This window comes from Bradyrhizobium liaoningense, assembly GCF_018130955.1.
Lineage (GTDB): Bacteria > Pseudomonadota > Alphaproteobacteria > Rhizobiales > Xanthobacteraceae > Bradyrhizobium > Bradyrhizobium liaoningense_C.
Window position 1 is genome coordinate 176,965 of record NZ_JAFCJM010000006.1, and the last position, 15,991, is coordinate 192,955.

Consider the following 15,991-nt stretch of genomic DNA (forward strand, 5'->3'; position numbering starts at 1 on the left):
TCGGAAATGACGGGAAATGAAACAGGAAATCGCAGGAAGGACGAATGCGCGCCTATGGCCTGAAGCGACGGCGAACGGTCACGCGCCCGATGATCTCTGCTGAATCGGCCCTTCCGCGCGTGACGCGGGAGACATGATCTCGTCGATCCCTGTCGCCATAGGCATCGCGTACAGTTGCAGATTCGGCTGCCGGCTCATCTCAAGCACTTGATCCAGTGTAGCCACTCCGCGAGCTTGCCGTCCGATCCCGACGTCAAGGTCGTGGCCTCGAGTGACCGCGCGCGCGCCTCGCGCGGCGTGAGACCGAATTGTCGCTGAAAGGCGAGCGCAAAGCTGCGATAGTGATTGAAGCCGTGCGCTTCGGCGATCGCTTCGATCGACTGCCCATTGTGTGCAGGATGACTCAACGCCGCACGTATCGAGGACAGGCGCTTTCGCCTGATGTAGGCGGCGACACCACCGTAGGCTTCGAAGAGATAACCGAGATTGCGGCGGGTCATCCCGAACCGGCTGGCAATGCTTTCCGGATCGAGGTCGGGATCGAGGATGTGGGCGTCGATGTGCGAGCAGATCCGCTCGGTCATGGCTATCCGGACGCTGCCGGCCTGCTCTTCGCGAACCGTGCCGTTGAGGGCGGCGGCAGCCAATTGCACGGTGGCCGGTATGACCGATTGAACCTGATCCAGCCGCATCCCGGGCAAACGCGCGTGAAGGCTTATGAGATGATCCCTGAGGAGCACGGCAAGCGGGTCGGTTGACGGCAGATGCTGCAGGTTATGATCGTCCGGCGACTTGAGATGAGGGCTAAGCAGGTGGCGCGGAAAGAACAGGGTCAGCGCCTCAATGTCGCTGCCAACCCTGTCGATTGGCTGGGCCATGTCAAAGACCAGAATGTCGCCGGCACGCGCCGTCACACCGTTGTCGCGCGGCCCGTTCCAGCCTTTGCGGTAGGCCTGCACCATGAACATGTCCATCCCGTCGCGTCCAATGCACGCGCGGGAGCGGCTCCAGTCCTGGGAAGGTACATCAAAGTCGGCGAGGAGAACGTTGCCGAGATGCCAAAAGTCCGCTCGGACGTCGAAGGCTTGCGGACATTCTTTCTGCGCGCGCAGGTCGTAGTGGCGGCTGATATGCTCTTGCCAGACAGTGAAAGCCTGCTTTCCCGGGAGACCACGCGTGTCGAGGACCGAATGAGGGATGCCGCCGTCTGAGTGCTCTGTCATGCCCGGACAATTTCCAACTGCTTCGAGCAGTTAGTGTCTTTCCGCTGCGGCGCCAAACCATCCATGCCGCGAGTCGATCCTGCAAAACCATTTGCCTGCCGCAAATTGATACCGGTCCGCCTCGGCAAGCGCTTGGACTGGCCGGCACTGTTGTTCCACGGCAAGCAAGTGGACATCGTATGCGTGGCAACTGTTGCAACAGGGCGACACGAAAATGCCGAGCGGAGAGTTGCGTTTTGACGTCCTCTACGTGACCTGGGCTGCCGGTTCGGCTGCGCTCCGACAAACTGAAGCCGACGGACTATTCGCCGCGCCGTCTTTTCGCGTCTTCGCGGACGTCCGACGGTGTCGCGGCGTAGCGGCGGCGGAAGCAGCGATTAAAGTAAGATTGGTCGCCGAAGCCCGCCTCGAACGCGATTTCGCCCACCGCACGATCAAAATGGCGTCGATCTGTCAGCAATTGGTATGCTAGTGCCAGCCGCTGCGCGAGCACGAATTCGGAAAAACTCGAACCATCGGCTTCAAGCAGGCGGCGTACGTAGCGGGGCGAAATCCCTTGGCGCGCCGCAACAAGCTCGGCCGAAAGATCGCGCTGTACGAGATTGCGGGCGATGTCTGCTTTGATCGCGTGCAGCCTTGCAGCACGAACGCCGCGCTCCTGAGCAAGAGCAACGGCGTCTGGCGTGCCTCCCGCAGCGACGATGACAAGATCGGTCAAGTGCGTGGCGACGCTCTGCGCCAACTGTTCGGTCGACAAGGTCGAGGCGTTCTGCAGCACGGCCACATAGCCGGACAATAGCTGTAATGCGTCGGTGGGCTCTATCAAGGGGCGGGCAAGTGCGGCGTCGAGATCGGCAAGATGGGGCCTTATACGCTCGCGCGACACCGCAAGCGTCAGGAATCGGCCGTTATTCCGGATCGTGCAAACGCTCGGGTCAGTGCCGGAGACCAGAACCGCGTTACCAGCACCGATGGTGACCTCGCGTCCGAACTGCGCAATTGTGCCAACCCCTCCCGTCACGATGGAGAACAGGAAATTGTCGGGTCCGCCGGCGGCAGTTTTGCGAGTCATCCGGTAACTCGCATCGGATCGTGAACCACAAGCGACGCCAAGACCCGGCAGTCCGCGAAGCGTCACGTCTGCATGAAACGGGGCGTCATTGAGCGGTTCGATTTCAAAACGCGCGACGGTATGGCCGTAAACCTCGCGCCACATTGCCAGTCGCTTTTCGACCGGGAATGCGTCCGTGGTCACATGCACGGGAGCGAATGGGGAGGCCGAATCCTGAGAAGTCAGGTATGGGGCCGAGGAGTTCGTTCGATGGGAAGGACTGTCGGGCATCAATGTGTTGTGCCGATCGGGCTAAAAGCGGTTCAGAACTGCCGGCAATTTCCGCCTCTTTAGCCCCCTTCCTTTCGTCTGGTCTAGACGTGATCCGGTGGCAGGTCCCCCTTGGAGCTCGATTTGGGCAAGAAGACCTCGGCTGCCGTGTTCGTTCTGAGTCAAACTCGGACCTTGCGGCTTAGGCCGTCATGTTCTTCGCTTCTGCGGCAGCGTGCCAGGAAAGGAATTTTCAGGAAGAGACTTTGGAAGTTTTGGGAAATATGCGGTCGGGCCCACTGGACTCGGCGCAGGTGCCAAGGCTCGAAATCGGGGGCTGACTGGCTCTGGAATCGTTTCGGCGCCCCAGGTTCTGGGGCGCCGACGTTTTCTCCATCGTGCTCGCGTAAGTTTAAGGCAGCTTCAGCGCCGTCTCGGCATTGTACGGCCTGAGCAGCTCGTCGGCGGCCTTCTGCGCGGCGACGAGTGCGTCCTTCGGCTGCTTCTTGCCGTTCAGGACCAGCATGACCTCGTCTTCGAGCGTCTTGCGCACCGGCACGGTCTTGTAGGTCGCAAACCAGGGCTTTGCGACCTCGAGCTGGTCGACCGCGGTCTTGGCGTCGGGGTTCTTGGCCAGGAACTCGACCATCTCAGGCGTCTTGTAGGCGGCCATGTTCGGCGCAAAATAGCCGGTCGCCCGGCTCCACCAGCCGCTCTTTTCGGGCGAGGTCATCCACTTGATCAGCGTCCAGGCGGCCTTCTGCTTGTCGGCCTCGAGGCCTGCCGGAATGATCAGCGATGCGCCGCCGATTGGCACGGCATTGCGGACGTTGCGCGGAATGAACGCGACCTTGTAGGGGAACTTTGCGTTGTCACGGACATAGGTGAGCGAGCCGGTCGAGAGCATCATCATCGAGGCGTTGCCCGAGATGAACGATGTGCTCACGGCCGGACCGGGCGTCGCGCCGGGTGCATGCACCTTGTGCTTGGCGATGAGGTCGCTCCACCAGGTGAGGGCGCCGAGCATCGAGGGCGTGTCGTAAAAGACCTCGCCGCCGAACTCCTCGTTGTAGTAGCGCCCGCCATTGGACATGGTGAGCGTCTCCATCATCCAGCCGCAATAATCATAGGCGCAGGGGATGGCGATGCCCCAGCGGGTGACCTTGTCACCGTCGCGCTTGGTGAGCTTCTTGGCCCAGTCGGTCACTTCGGCCCAGGTCTGCGGCGGCTTGTCCGGATCGAGTCCGGCCTCCTTGGCGTGCTCGGCGTTGATGTAGAGCAGCGGCGTGGAATTGTGGAAGGGAACGCCATAGACCGAGCGGTTGATTACGGCATTGCCGTGAAGCGCCGGAAAGAACTGGCCGAGGAATTGCGCCTTGGTGGTGCCATCAGCCGCGATCAGCGCATCGAGATTGGTGAGCTCGTTCTCGATCTGCATATCCAGCAGGAAGTTCGCCGACATGATCACGGCCGCGGGCGGCTTGCCGGCCTTGATCGCGGCGCGGGTCTTGATCAGCGTTTCGTCGTAGGAGCCGGTGTAGACCGCCGTCGCCTTGATGCCGGGATGGGTCTCGTTGAACTCCCTGATCATTGTGCCCATGTCGCGGGCGAGCTTGCCGTCGACGGGGACGGGAAAGAACAGATCGATTTCGCTCGGGCCTTCGCCGGCGAGGGCAGGAAAGGCGAGTGCCCCGGCCATGGTCAGGCCGAGCATGAGCCTGCGCGAGAACAGCATCGGAAAATCTCCTATTTGATGCCTGAGGTGACGAAAGAGCTGATGAAGCGCTTCTGGAAGATCAGGAAGGTGACGAGCAGCGGAGCGATCACGATCAAGGTGCCGGCCGCGATCGTGCCCCAGGCCTGCGTGCCTTCCGCCGTTTGGGTGAAGACGGACAGGCCGACGGTCAGCGGCCGCTTCTCCGGCGAGTTGATCACCATCAGCGGCCAGAGGAAGTCGTTCCAGTGGCTGGTCACGGAGACGATGGCGAAGGCGGAAAAGCTCGGCAGCGACAGCGGCACATAGATGTTACGGATGCGCTGGAAGACACTGGCGCCGTCGATCAGGGCGGCGTCCTCGAGCTCGGTCGGAATGGCCTCAAAAGCCTGGCGCATCAGGAAGGTGCCGAAGGCCGAGGCGAAGAACGGCATCATCACGCCGGTGAGCGTGTCGTAGAGGCCGAGTTTTGCGACCAGCGTCAGGTTCGGTACGATCAGCAGGACCGGCACCAGCATGAGCTGCATCAGGAACAGATAGAAGATCAGCGTCTTGCCGGGGAACGACAGCCGGGCGAAAGCGAAACCTGCGAGCGTCACCGTGACGAACTGCACGAGCAAAATGCCGGTGCAGATGATCGTGGTGTTGAGGAAGTAGCGCGGAAAGTCGCCGATCTCCCAGGCATCCCTGATGTTGTCGAGCGTCGGTGTGAGGCTCGGCATCAGCTCCGCCATGCGGTTGATGCCATCGGATGCCGGGCGCAGCGTCGCCACGCCCATCCAGAGGAAGGGGATCAGCCAGATAGCCGCCAGCAGCACCACCAGCGCAAAACCGAGCTTTGGCGTGATCTCGCCGCGCGTGGCGAGCGGCGCGTCCTTGAGCAGCCGGTCGAACAGCTTCATGGCCCGCCCTCCCGGTTCGCGAGGGAGCGGAAGGAGAGCGCGGTGAGCGCCATCAGCGCCGCGAGCGTCAGCAGCGTCGCCGCCGAGGCCTTGCCGATGTCGTAATGCTCCACGGCCTGCTGATAGACGTAGAACAGCACCAGGTTCGTGGCGTTCGACGGCCCACCCTTGGTCATGACGAAGACGTGGTCGACCTGGGTGACCGCATTGAGCGTGGCGATCACGATGACGAACAGGAAGGTGGGCTTGAGCTCGGGCAGGATGATGTGGCGGAAGCGCTGCCAGGGTCCGGCGCCGTCGAGATGGGCCGCCTCCGTGACATCCTCGGGCACGGCCTGGAGCCCAGCCAGGAAGAAAAGCATGTAGTAGCCGGCGTTCTTCCAGATGGTGATGACCATGATCGCTGATAGCGCGATGTCGGGGTCGCCGAGCCAGTTCGGCAGCACCGGAAGCAGGCGGCCGATATAGTGGTCGAGCAGGCCGACATTGGGCAGGAAGATGAACAGGAACAGCGCCGAGGCCGCGACCATCGGGATCAGCACCGGCATGAACAGCGCCGCGCGCAGCGCGCTGGTCACGGCGTTGGTGCGCGACAGCGCCAGCGCGAACACCAGGGCGAGCGCGATGCTCGGGATCGCGGTGCCGACGGCGTAGATCAGGTTGTTGATAACAGCGCCGGCAAAAGCGGGATCAGCCAGCACCGCGTTGATGTTGTCCAGGCCGACGAAGCGGAGCGGCGCTTTGGGCGTGGAGCGCGCGTAGAGCGCATCGACGAAGACGCGTCCCATCGCGCCATAGGTGAACAACGCGAGGAAGACCAGCGAAGGCAGCAGCAGGAGCCAGGCCGGCAACGAGGCCTTGAAGCCGCTGCCGAACCTCTGAAGGACGTTGAGGCGCGGCGGCGCTGACGTCGTGACGGCGAGACGGGTTGGTTCGGCCAGACTCATCTCATCGCGCTGCAAAGTTGAGCGCATAGTCGCGGTCGTCCATTCCTTCGGGGGCCTCGAAGGGGAATCGCAGACTCGTGTCGAGGAAGTCGTGGCTGTGCACGACCAAATTCTCTCCGTCGATCAGCACGACGCCATAGGCCGGCGGCTCGTGGCTCGCCAGATGATCCGCGGCCTTCGGATCGAGCTCGAACCAGACCTGGTGGTTGGTGCCGCGCAGGGTGGAGAACGGAATCTTGCCGTAGCTGCCGAAGATCGGCCGGTGCACATGGCCGAAGAAGAGATGGCGGATGCGGGAACGGTAGGGCGCGATCACCTCGGCAAACTCAGCGCTCTGCGCCAGCGCGATCTCGTCCATGGCGTGCACGCCGACCGGGAAGGGCGGATGATGCATGAAGACGACGAACGGCATGTCTGATGGCGCAGCGGCAAGCGTGCTCGCAAGCCAGCCAAAACGCTTGGCGCACATTTCGCCGGCGTGGCTGGTCTCGTCCAGCGTGTCCAGGAAGACGAACAGTCCGTGCTCGGTGGTGCGCGTGCCCTGCACAAAACCGTTGGGATCGCGCGGCGCGGACCTGAGCCCGTCGAGGCAGGCGACGCGACGGTCGTGATTGCCGACCATGGCGATGTAAGGAATTTTCAGCGCGGCCATCGCCTCCGCGAAATCCGCGTAAGCCGCAGGATCGCCCCAATGGGTGAGATCGCCGGTCACCACCACGAAGGCGGCATCGGATTGGTGCTTGTTGATGTCGGCGATGGCGGCATCGAGCCGGGCGCGCGGATCGAGCCCATAGAGCTTCAGTCCCGGGCCCGCGATATGCGTGTCGGTGAGGTGGATGAATTTGAAGGGCATGGCTGCGTGTCAGTACCTTGGGAGGACGGTCGCCTCCGGCAAGACGGCCCGCCAGCCGGTTAGAGTGCGAGTGTTTCAGTTTGATGACAGGGGTTGCCGACGCCGCAAATTGTTGGGCAGAAGGGTGTGTGGGGTCAACCGGGTCGTCTCGCGTTGCGGTATCGTGCGCGCAACACGAGCAAGTCAGCGGCAAGTGTCGCTTTATGTCCCGCAGAACGTCTGAAGCACCCGCTGATCCGGCAGCGGCGGATCGGCGTAGGCGGCAAACTCCGGCTGGTCGTCGAACGGTTTTGCCAGCACCTTCACGAGTTCCTCGAACGGCGCGTAGCCGTTGTCGCGCATCGCGGCCTGGATCACCGCTTCGACGCGGTGGTTGCGCGGGATGAAGGCGGGGTTGACGGCATGCATGGCGGCACGTCGTTCCGATGCCGATTGCGGCTCCGCGGCGAGGCGCGCGCGCCAGCGGCCGGCCCATTCGTCGAAGGCTGCGGGCTCCATGAACTGCGCACGGACGTCGGCGGCGTCGTCTGCGGCGGCGTCGCCAAGCTTGCGGAAGGTGAGGGTGAAATCGGCGCCGTTCTTCGCCATGGCGTCGAGCAGGTCCTGGATCAGCGCCTCGTCGCCGTCGCGCTCCGTGAGCAGGCCGACCTTCTTGCGCAGGCCGGCCTGATAGGCGGCGCTGAACTGGTCCGAGAACGCGCCGAGGATGTCCTGCGCTTCGGCAATCGCCTTCTCCTGCTCGTCGGAGAACAGCGGCAGCAGGCACTCGGCGAGCCGCGTCAGGTTCCACAGCGCGATGCGCGGCTGGTTGGCATAGGCATAGCGGCCCATCTCGTCGATCGATGAGAACACCTGCGCGGGATCGTAGGAATCCATGAAGGCGCAGGGGCCGTAGTCGATGGTCTCGCCGGAGATGGAGCAGTTGTCGGTGTTCATCACGCCATGGATGAAGCCGACCAGCAGCCAGCGCGCGACGAGATCGGCCTGCCGCGCGACAACGCCGGCGAGCAGGGCATGATAGGGGCGCTCGGTGCCCACGAGCTCCGGATAGTGCCTGGCGATGACGTGGTCGGCGAGTTGTCGGATCGCGTCGGTGTGGCGGCGGACGGCAAAGAACTGGAAGGTGCCGACACGGATGTGGCTCGATGCGATGCGGGTCAGCACGGCGCCCGGCAGCGCGGTCTCGCGCACCACATGCTCGCCGGTGACGACGGCGGCGAGCGAGCGCGTGGTCGGAATGCCCAATGCAAACATGGCTTCGCTGACGATGTACTCCCGCAAGACGGGCCCGAGCGCGGCGCGGCCATCGCCGCGGCGGGAGAACGGGGTGGGGCCGCTTCCCTTGAGCTGGATGTCGCGGCGGACGCCGTCCTTGTCGATGACCTCGCCGAGCAGGATCGCACGGCCGTCGCCGAGCTGGGGAACAAACTGCCCGAACTGGTGGCCGGCATAGGCCATGGCGATGGGGTCGGCACCGTCTGGCACGCGCTTGCCGGCGAGGATTTCGGCGCCCTCCGCCGTCTCCAGGAGGTCCGGATCGAGCCCGAGTTGGAGGGCCAGCGGCCGGTTCAGCTTGATCAGCCGGGGCGCGGCCACAGGGGTCGGCGCGACGCGGGCGAAGAAGCTGTCCGGCAGCGCCGCATAGGAGTTTTGGAAGGGGAAATGGACCGTCATGGGCTCAAAGATAGGCGTGGAACGCGGATCGGCAAAGGCTCTGGCTGCCGGTGGCTAAAAATGGTCCGTTCGGGCCCAAAACAGGCCTTTCCCTTGGTTGCCGCCCCCGGTCTCGTCGGGTAAACCCTGCCGCAACTTCGGACCGGCTGTTTCGGCCGTCCGATTCGATCCTCCGACATTGAATTTGGGACGACCATGCATCGCTACCGGTCACATACATGCGGCGCGCTCCGCGAGAGCAACATCGGCGAGACGATCCGCCTCTCGGGCTGGGTCCATCGTGTCCGCGACCATGGCGGCGTGCTGTTCATCGACTTGCGCGACCATTACGGCCTGACCCAGTGCGTGGTCGACCCGGACTCGCCGGCGTTTTCGCTCGCCGAAAAACTGCGCTCGGAATTCGTCGTCAAGATGGACGGCAAGGTTCGCCGCCGCCCCGAGGGAACCGACAATGATGACCTGCCGACCGGCAAGGTCGAGGTCTATGTCGCCGAGATCGAGGTCTTGGGCCCGGCCGGCGACCTGCCGCTGCCGGTGTTCGGCGACCAGGAATATCCCGAGGATATCCGGCTGAAGTACCGCTTCCTCGACCTGCGCCGCGAAAAGCTGCACCAGAACATCATGACGCGCGTGGCGATCATCGACTCCATGCGCCAGCGCATGAAGGGGCAGGGCTTCTTCGAGTTCAACACGCCGATCCTGACCGCGTCCTCGCCGGAGGGCGCGCGCGACTTCCTGGTGCCGTCGCGCATCCATCCCGGAAAGTTCTACGCGCTGCCGCAGGCACCGCAGCAGTACAAGCAGCTCCTGATGATGTCGGGTTTTGACCGCTACTTCCAGATCGCGCCCTGCTTCCGCGACGAGGACCCGCGTGCCGACCGTCTGCCCGGCGAGTTCTACCAGCTCGACGTCGAGATGAGCTTCGTCACGCAGGACGACGTCTTCGCGGCGATGGAGCCCGTCATCACCGGCGTGTTCGAGGAGTTTGCCAAGGGCAAGCCGGTCACCAAGGGCTGGCGGCGGATTCCGTTCGCCGAGGCGCTGCGCAAGTACGGCAGCGATAAGCCGGACCTGCGCAACCCCATCGAGATGCAGGACGTCTCCGAGCATTTCCGCGGCTCCGGCTTCAAGGTTTTTGCGCGCATGCTCGAAGACCCCAAGAACCAGGTCTGGGCGATCCCGGCGCAGGGCGGCGGTTCGCGCGCCTTCTGCGACCGCATGAACTCGTGGGCGCAGGGCGAAGGCCAGCCCGGCCTCGGCTACATCATGTGGCGCGAGGGCGGCGAGGGCGCAGGTCCGCTTGCGAACAACATTGGGCCTGAGCGCACGGCGGCGATCCGCGCGCAGCTCGGCGTGAAGGAAGGTGATGCCGCCTTCTTCGTCGCCGGCGATCCCGACAAGTTCTGGAAATTTTCGGGCCTCGCCCGCAACAAGGTCGGCGAGGAGTTGAACCTCACCGACAAGGAGCGGTTCGAGCTCGCCTGGATCGTCGACTTCCCGATGTACGAGTACAACGAGGACGACAAGAAGGTCGACTTCTCGCACAACCCGTTCTCGATGCCGCAGGGCGGTCTCGACGCGTTGAAGGGCCAGGACCCCCTGACCATCAAGGCGTTCCAGTACGACATCACCTGCAACGGCTACGAGATCGCCTCGGGCGGCATCCGCAATCACGTTCCGGAAGCGATGGTGAAGGCCTTCGAGATCGCCGGCTATGGCGAGCAGGAAGTGGTCGAGCGCTTTGGCGGCATGTACCGCGCGTTCCAGTACGGCGCGCCGCCGCATGGCGGCATGGCGGCGGGCGTCGACCGCATCGTGATGCTCCTGTGCGGCACCACGAATTTGCGCGAGATCTCGCTGTTCCCGATGAACCAGCAGGCCATGGACCTCCTGATGGGCGCGCCCTCGGAAGCCACGACAAAACAGCTCCGTGAGCTGCACGTCCGGGTGAACTTGCCGCAGAAGTGACGCGCTCTTCGCCTCTTCTGAGGCGTGAGCGAGCTATCCCAACGTCGTCATGCCCGGGCAGAAGCGCGAAGCGCGTCTTCGCGCTAGATGTCCCGGGCATCCACGTTTTTGGCGCGGCACGAAGAACGTGGATGGCCGGGACAAGCCCGGCCATGACGGGGACGGCGCCGTCCCCTACAACCCCGTCGATGCCTCGATCCGGAATTGCGCCAGCGCGACCATCGGCTCGGCATTCAGCGCATCCAGCAACTGCATCACCGGCACCTTGCCGAGCGGCGTCAGCTTGATGACGAGGGTCTGGCCTGAGGTTTCGACGAAGCGGGCGATGGCTTCGACGGCGGCAGCGACATCGGGATTCGACCCCGCGATCCCCTCGCCATTGGTCTTGATGATCTCGATGATGGCGCGGCGGGCCGCGTCACGGCTGACGTTCTGAATCCTTGCGAATTGCGCGACCGCAAGGTCGACGCCGCCATTGTCGCGCAGGCTCAGCTCGATCGCGCCGGCCTCGATCTGGGTCGCCTGCTGCATCGCCTGCGCCGGATCGGCCGAAAACACTTCGCGTGGGACGTTGCCAAGCGCGATGCGGACCTGTGCCTTCAGGATATTGCCGAGGTCGATGGTCGCGGGTGCGAGCACGAAGGCGCTGGAGGATTCGGTCCAGGCCGCGCCGAGATCGACGTTGAGCGCCAGCTTGTCGATGCCGGCCGCGATCAGCGGCGTCAGCGCCGGGTTGGCCGGGTCGGTCGGCACGACCATTTTCGCGACAAAACTTGCCTTGCTCGGGATTGAACCTACGAGCTGGCCCCAGCTCAGGCTGAGCGTGTCGATGTTGACCGTCTTGTTGGTGGTCTTGAACGGCGAGACGACGCCCTTGATCTCCGCACCCTCGAGCACGCGGAACACGCCGAGCACCGCGTCGGGCGTGGGTTTTTGCGCCGGATTGGCGAACTGGGCTGCCCAGCGCATCAGGTTCGCCGTGTTGAAGGATTTGAGCGCAAAACGCTCCATCCTGACCTGTCCCTGCGGCGAGGGTGCATCGAGGCCTTCGAGTGCGATTTCGCCCTGGCCGTATCTGATGGCTCTGAGCTTGCCCACGCCTTGCGGCGTGCTGATCGACGTCGTGCCGATCGCGGCCTTGCCGACGCGCAGGCCTTCATAGAGGCCGGCGAGCTTTTCCAACATCTCGCGGGATTGCGCCGGCGTCGGCGGCGTCGACTGATCCTTCGGCAGCAAGGCCAGGATCTCGGCGAGGCGGAATCTGGAGGGTTGCAGGGCGATGTCGTCGATGCTGAAGCCGTCGATCTGCGCTCGCACGCCCTGCGCCGACGTCACCACATAGGTGCCCGTCGAAACCTGCCGGTACACGCGGTGGAAGCTGTCATCATTCGCCTTCTGCGGATCCAGCACGGCGGCGACCGCCGTCGCGTCAAATTCGTTGACGATCACGTTGGTAAGCTCGCCAGTCAGCTTGTCGGGCCGGCCCGGCTGCTGCACGTTGAAGCTGAAGGCCGCGCGGTCCATCTTCGCCGCATCAAATTTGCCGCGGTTGATCTTCTCGATCGCAAGGCCGGAATAGGTGATGTCGCCGCTGCCCGGGCCGCTGGAGCCCGGGTTGACGGCAATAATGATGGTCGGCGCCACCACCGAGGACGCCGTCACGCCCATGAATTGCTCGAGCACGAACCGGTACACGTCGATCAGGGAGTCCGACGCGGGCGCGCCTTGCGTGCGCATCGGGCCGGAGAAGTCGTGCAAAATGATCTGCGGCGCCTTGTAGGCGGCCTTCAGATTGGTCGCGCCGGCGGCGCCCTCATACGCGAACTGGGTATCCGACAACTCGATGCTGTCGGCCGAGACCCTGGTGTCGTCGATCTGGCGGACGCCGGTCGCCTTGATGCCGGCGATCTTGACGCTGGTCTGCGCGCCGCGCTCGACGGCGATGTCGTCGATGGTGAGCGTCCGGGTCGCGAGGTCGAAGGCGACCTTGCCGTGGCTGGCCTTGCCGCCGCCAGCACGAAGCTGCTCGAAGGCGGCATCGACCTCGGCCGCGGCGCGGTGCTGGACGTACGCGTTGAAGCCGAACCATCCGCCGCCTGCGATGATGGCCAGCGCAATCAGGCCGATCAGAATGCGTCTCATTTGGTCAGCTCCGGTTGCCGCTCTTGCGTCGAGCAACCTGCCATATTCGCAATCGCTTGGCCGGTCCAGAGAAAGCTATGGTTTTCAAGCGTTTGACGGTGTGGTCTGTTGATGGTCGCGCAATCGGATGTTGCCACCAAGCCGTCGGCCGTGCTTCATCCGGTTTCCATGACCCGGAATACAGGTTGCCTGCCGGTCGGGTCGGAGAAAAAGGTTTTGAGGCCGGAAACGCGAGGCGAGATTCCGCATGTCGTCCTATTCTGAAGATCTGCATTCGGCTGCACTGGCCTACCACCGTCTGCCGCGGCCCGGGAAGCTGGAGATCCAGGCCACCAAGCCGCTCGCCAACCAGCGCGACCTTGCGCTGGCCTATTCGCCGGGCGTCGCCGCCGCCTGCACCGAGATCGCCAATAACCCGGCGGAGGCGGCGTCGCTGACGACCCGCGCCAATCTGGTCGCCGTGGTCTCCAATGGTACCGCCGTGCTGGGTCTCGGCAATATCGGTCCGCTGGCGTCCAAGCCGGTGATGGAAGGCAAGGCGGTCCTGTTCAAGAAATTCGCCGGCATCGACGTCTTCGATATCGAGATCGCGGCCGACACGATCCAGCGGGTGGTCGAGACGGTGGCAGCGCTCGAACCGACCTTCGGCGGCATCAATCTCGAGGACATTAGGGGTCCCGAATGCTTTGAGATCGAGGCGCAGCTCAAAGAGCGGATGAAGATCCCGGTCTTCCACGACGACCAGCATGGCACCGCGATCATCGTCGCGGCCGCCGTCACCAACGCGCTGCGGCTGAACGGCAAGAAGCTGTCGGATGTGAAGATCGTGGCGTCGGGGGCAGGGGCGGCTGCGATCGCCACGCTCAACCTGCTGGTCTCGATGGGCGCGCAGCGCAAGAACATCTGGGTCTGCGACATCGACGGCCTGGTCTATGACGGCCGCAACACGCAGATGGACCGCTGGAAGGCGGTCTATGCCCAGAAGACCGACAAGCGGACGCTGGCCGACGTGATCGGCGGCGCCGATATTTTCATCGGACTGTCGGCACCCGGCGTGCTCAAGCCCGAGATGGCGCAGGCGATGGGCGAACAACCGTTGATCATGGCGCTCGCCAATCCCACGCCGGAGATCATGCCGGAGGAGGCGCGGAAAGCACGCCCCGACGCGATGATCTGCACCGGGCGCTCCGACTATCCGAACCAGGTCAACAACGTCCTCTGCTTCCCCTTCATCTTCCGCGGCGCGCTCGACGTCGGTGCCACCGCCATCAACGAGGAGATGAAGCACGCCGCCGTCGAGGCGATCGCGCAGCTCGCGCGCGAGGCGCCGTCGGACGCCGTCGCGCAAGGCTTTGACAGCGGCGAGACGCAAGGGTTCGGGCCGGGCTCGCTGATCCCGAGCCCGTTTGATCCACGCTTGATCCTTCGCATCGCGCCGGCCGTCGCCAAGGCCGCGATGGAATCGGGCGTTGCGACGCGGCCGATCGCCAATTTCGACGATTATGCCACCCAGCTCACGCGCTTTGCCTTCCGCTCCGGCCTCGTCATGAAGCCGATGTTCGCCAAGGCCAAGACCCAGCCGGTGCGGGTGATCTACGCCGAGGGCGAGGACGAGCGCGTGCTGCGCGCCACGCAAGTGGTGCTGGAGGAGAAGCTGGCGCGGCCCATCCTCGTGGGACGTCCGACTGTCGTCGAAGCGCGCATCAAGCGTTTTGGCCTCTCCATCAAGGCCGGCAAGGATTTTGACCTCGTCAACCCCGAGGACGATCCGCGCTACCGCTCCTATGTGCAGTCCTATGTCGAGGTCGCCGGCCGCCGCGGCGTCACGCCGGAAGGCGCGCGCACGGTCGTGCGCACCAACAACACTGTCATCGCGGCGCTCGCCGTCATGCGCGGGGAGGCCGACGCCATGCTGTGCGGCGTCGAGGGCCGCTACATGAGCCATCTGCGCCATGTCCGCGAGATCATCGGCTTCTGCCCGGGGATCCACGAATATGCGGCGCTGGCGCTGATGATCACCGCCAAGGGCGCGCATTTCATCGCCGACACCCAGGTGCGGCCGAACCCGAGCGCCGAGGAGCTCGCGGAAGTGGCGGCGCTGGCGGCGATCCACGTCCAGCGCTTCAATCTCAAGCCCAAGGTCGCCTTCGTGTCGCATTCCGATTTCGGCAGCTACGACACCGATTCCTCGCGCAAGATGCGCCGGGCGACCCAGCTTCTCCAGGAGAGGCATCCCGAGATCGAGGCCGATGGCGAGATGCAGGCCGACACCGCCCTGTCGGGCGTGGCGCGCAAGCTGGTCCTGCCGCATTCGAACCTGGAAGGCGAGGCCAACATCCTGATCATGCCGACGCTGGATGCGGCCAACATCGCCTATCAGACCATCAAGGTGCTGGCCGACGCGCTGCCGGTGGGCCCGATCCTGATCGGCCCGGCGCGCCCGGCGCATATCCTCACGCCCGGTGTCACCGCGCGCGGCATCCTCAACATGACCGCGGTTGCCGTCGTCGAAGCCCAGGAACGCGCCGCGCGCCAGCAGCCGACGCTGTTCACGTAAGCTTCGTGTCAGGACTTTCCCTCGTCCCGCAAGCGGGGCGAGGGAACACGTTTTCCCAAGACGATAATTCAGCGCGATTTCAACAACGCTTCCAGATTTCCCTATTTGAGATTCCGGATTTCCCTGTTTGAAAAGGTCCGGGGAACCTTCATAATCGCTCCCGCGTCCCGCCGTAAAAGCCTGAGCCAAGAGGCCGACCATGCCAGCGTTCGTTACCTTCGGGCGAATCCTGTTCGCCGTGCTGTTCATCTACACCGGCGCGACAAAACTGTTCGCTATTCAGGCCACAGCGGATTTCATCGCCACCAAGGTCACCGTGCCCGAGATGGTCACGCCCTACACCCAGCAGGTGGAGCAGGCGACCGGGATGACGACGCCGCAACTCCTGGCGATTGCGATCGGAGCGCTCGAGATCATCGCAGGGTTGATGATCGCGCTGAATTTCGGCGTGCGTCTCTTCGCGATGCTCCTCATCATCTACGTCGCCGTCGCGACGGTCCTGTTCTACGATTTCTGGAATCAGGTGCCGCCCGAGAACGGCAAGATGCTGGTGGACGCGCTGAAGAACCTGTCGATCATCGGCGCGCTGTTCATGATCATGGGCTATGGCCGGGCAACCCGCCCCGTGGAAGCCGCCTACGGCGACGTATAGGGGCGCTCGTCTCCAATATCATGCATCCGGCTGCACCA

11 protein-coding genes are annotated in these 15,991 nt (G+C 64.0%); 3 read left to right on the top strand and 8 right to left on the bottom strand.

Annotated features, from left to right (window positions below):
• Positions 1-194: 194 nt before the first annotated feature.
• The 7 genes from JQ632_RS07495 to JQ632_RS07525 all read right to left on the bottom strand — a co-directional run bounded on the left by JQ632_RS07495 (position 195) and on the right by JQ632_RS07525 (position 8,634).
• Entirely contained in the window at positions 195-1,223 is a 1,029-nt protein-coding gene (locus tag JQ632_RS07495) for a helix-turn-helix domain-containing protein (protein ID WP_212401644.1), read from the bottom strand.
• Positions 1,224-1,524: 301 nt separating this feature from the next.
• Positions 1,525-2,439 (bottom strand): helix-turn-helix domain-containing protein, encoded by a 915-nt coding sequence (locus JQ632_RS07500; RefSeq protein ID WP_212401645.1) that lies wholly within the window; start codon positions 2,437-2,439, stop codon positions 1,525-1,527.
• A 517-nt stretch (positions 2,440-2,956) separates the two neighbouring features.
• Positions 2,957-4,279 (bottom strand): ABC transporter substrate-binding protein, encoded by a 1,323-nt coding sequence (locus tag JQ632_RS07505; protein ID WP_212401646.1) that lies wholly within the window; start codon positions 4,277-4,279, stop codon positions 2,957-2,959.
• An 11-nt stretch (positions 4,280-4,290) separates the two neighbouring features.
• Entirely contained in the window at positions 4,291-5,160 is an 870-nt protein-coding gene (locus JQ632_RS07510) for a carbohydrate ABC transporter permease (protein WP_212401647.1), read from the bottom strand.
• Complete coding sequence (locus JQ632_RS07515; RefSeq protein WP_212401648.1) at positions 5,157-6,107, bottom strand: carbohydrate ABC transporter permease; 951 nt, start codon at positions 6,105-6,107, stop codon at positions 5,157-5,159. Before JQ632_RS07515 ends, JQ632_RS07510 begins: the two co-directional genes overlap by 4 nt.
• A 1-nt stretch (position 6,108) precedes the next feature.
• A complete protein-coding gene (locus tag JQ632_RS07520; protein WP_212401649.1) occupies positions 6,109-6,960 on the bottom strand; it encodes a phosphodiesterase in 852 nt (283 codons plus the stop codon).
• 201 nt (positions 6,961-7,161) lie between these two features.
• Positions 7,162-8,634 (bottom strand): YdiU family protein, encoded by a 1,473-nt coding sequence (locus tag JQ632_RS07525; RefSeq protein ID WP_212401650.1) that lies wholly within the window; start codon positions 8,632-8,634, stop codon positions 7,162-7,164.
• 195 nt (positions 8,635-8,829) lie between these two features.
• Here JQ632_RS07525 and aspS point away from each other — a divergent pair, with 195 nt between their 5' ends.
• Entirely contained in the window at positions 8,830-10,602 is a 1,773-nt protein-coding gene (gene aspS / locus JQ632_RS07530; RefSeq protein WP_212401651.1) for an aspartate--tRNA ligase, read from the top strand.
• Positions 10,603-10,776: 174 nt separating this feature from the next.
• Here aspS and JQ632_RS07535 read toward each other — a convergent pair whose 3' ends face one another.
• A complete protein-coding gene (locus tag JQ632_RS07535) occupies positions 10,777-12,744 on the bottom strand; it encodes a hypothetical protein (RefSeq protein ID WP_212401652.1) in 1,968 nt (655 codons plus the stop codon).
• A gap of 247 nt (positions 12,745-12,991) precedes the next feature.
• Between JQ632_RS07535 and JQ632_RS07540 the strand changes: the two genes are divergently transcribed.
• Positions 12,992-15,301 (top strand): NADP-dependent malic enzyme, encoded by a 2,310-nt coding sequence (locus JQ632_RS07540; RefSeq protein WP_212401653.1) that lies wholly within the window; start codon positions 12,992-12,994, stop codon positions 15,299-15,301.
• A gap of 199 nt (positions 15,302-15,500) precedes the next feature.
• The gene (locus JQ632_RS07545; protein ID WP_212401654.1) at positions 15,501-15,953 is read left to right on the top strand and encodes a DoxX family protein; all 453 of its coding nucleotides are present in this window, start codon (positions 15,501-15,503) and stop codon (positions 15,951-15,953) included.
• The last annotated feature ends 38 nt before the right edge of the window (positions 15,954-15,991 follow it).

Excerpts from the sequence above, each read along its gene's own strand:
- JQ632_RS07500 (WP_212401645.1), bottom strand. The coding sequence starts at position 2,439 with ATGTGGCGCGAGGTTTACGGCCATACCGTCGCGCGTTTTGAAATCGAA.
- JQ632_RS07520 (WP_212401649.1), bottom strand. The coding sequence starts at position 6,960 with ATGCCCTTCAAATTCATCCACCTCACCGACACGCATATCGCGGGCCCG.
- JQ632_RS07510 (WP_212401647.1), bottom strand. The coding sequence starts at position 5,160 with ATGAAGCTGTTCGACCGGCTGCTCAAGGACGCGCCGCTCGCCACGCGC.
- JQ632_RS07535 (WP_212401652.1), bottom strand. The coding sequence starts at position 12,744 with ATGAGACGCATTCTGATCGGCCTGATTGCGCTGGCCATCATCGCAGGC.
- JQ632_RS07540 (WP_212401653.1), top strand. The coding sequence starts at position 12,992 with ATGTCGTCCTATTCTGAAGATCTGCATTCGGCTGCACTGGCCTACCAC.
- JQ632_RS07515 (WP_212401648.1), bottom strand. The coding sequence starts at position 6,107 with ATGAGTCTGGCCGAACCAACCCGTCTCGCCGTCACGACGTCAGCGCCG.
- JQ632_RS07525 (WP_212401650.1), bottom strand. The coding sequence starts at position 8,634 with ATGACGGTCCATTTCCCCTTCCAAAACTCCTATGCGGCGCTGCCGGAC.
- aspS (WP_212401651.1), top strand. The coding sequence starts at position 8,830 with ATGCATCGCTACCGGTCACATACATGCGGCGCGCTCCGCGAGAGCAAC.
- JQ632_RS07505 (WP_212401646.1), bottom strand. The coding sequence starts at position 4,279 with ATGCTGTTCTCGCGCAGGCTCATGCTCGGCCTGACCATGGCCGGGGCA.
- JQ632_RS07545 (WP_212401654.1), top strand. The coding sequence starts at position 15,501 with ATGCCAGCGTTCGTTACCTTCGGGCGAATCCTGTTCGCCGTGCTGTTC.
- JQ632_RS07495 (WP_212401644.1), bottom strand. The coding sequence starts at position 1,223 with ATGACAGAGCACTCAGACGGCGGCATCCCTCATTCGGTCCTCGACACG.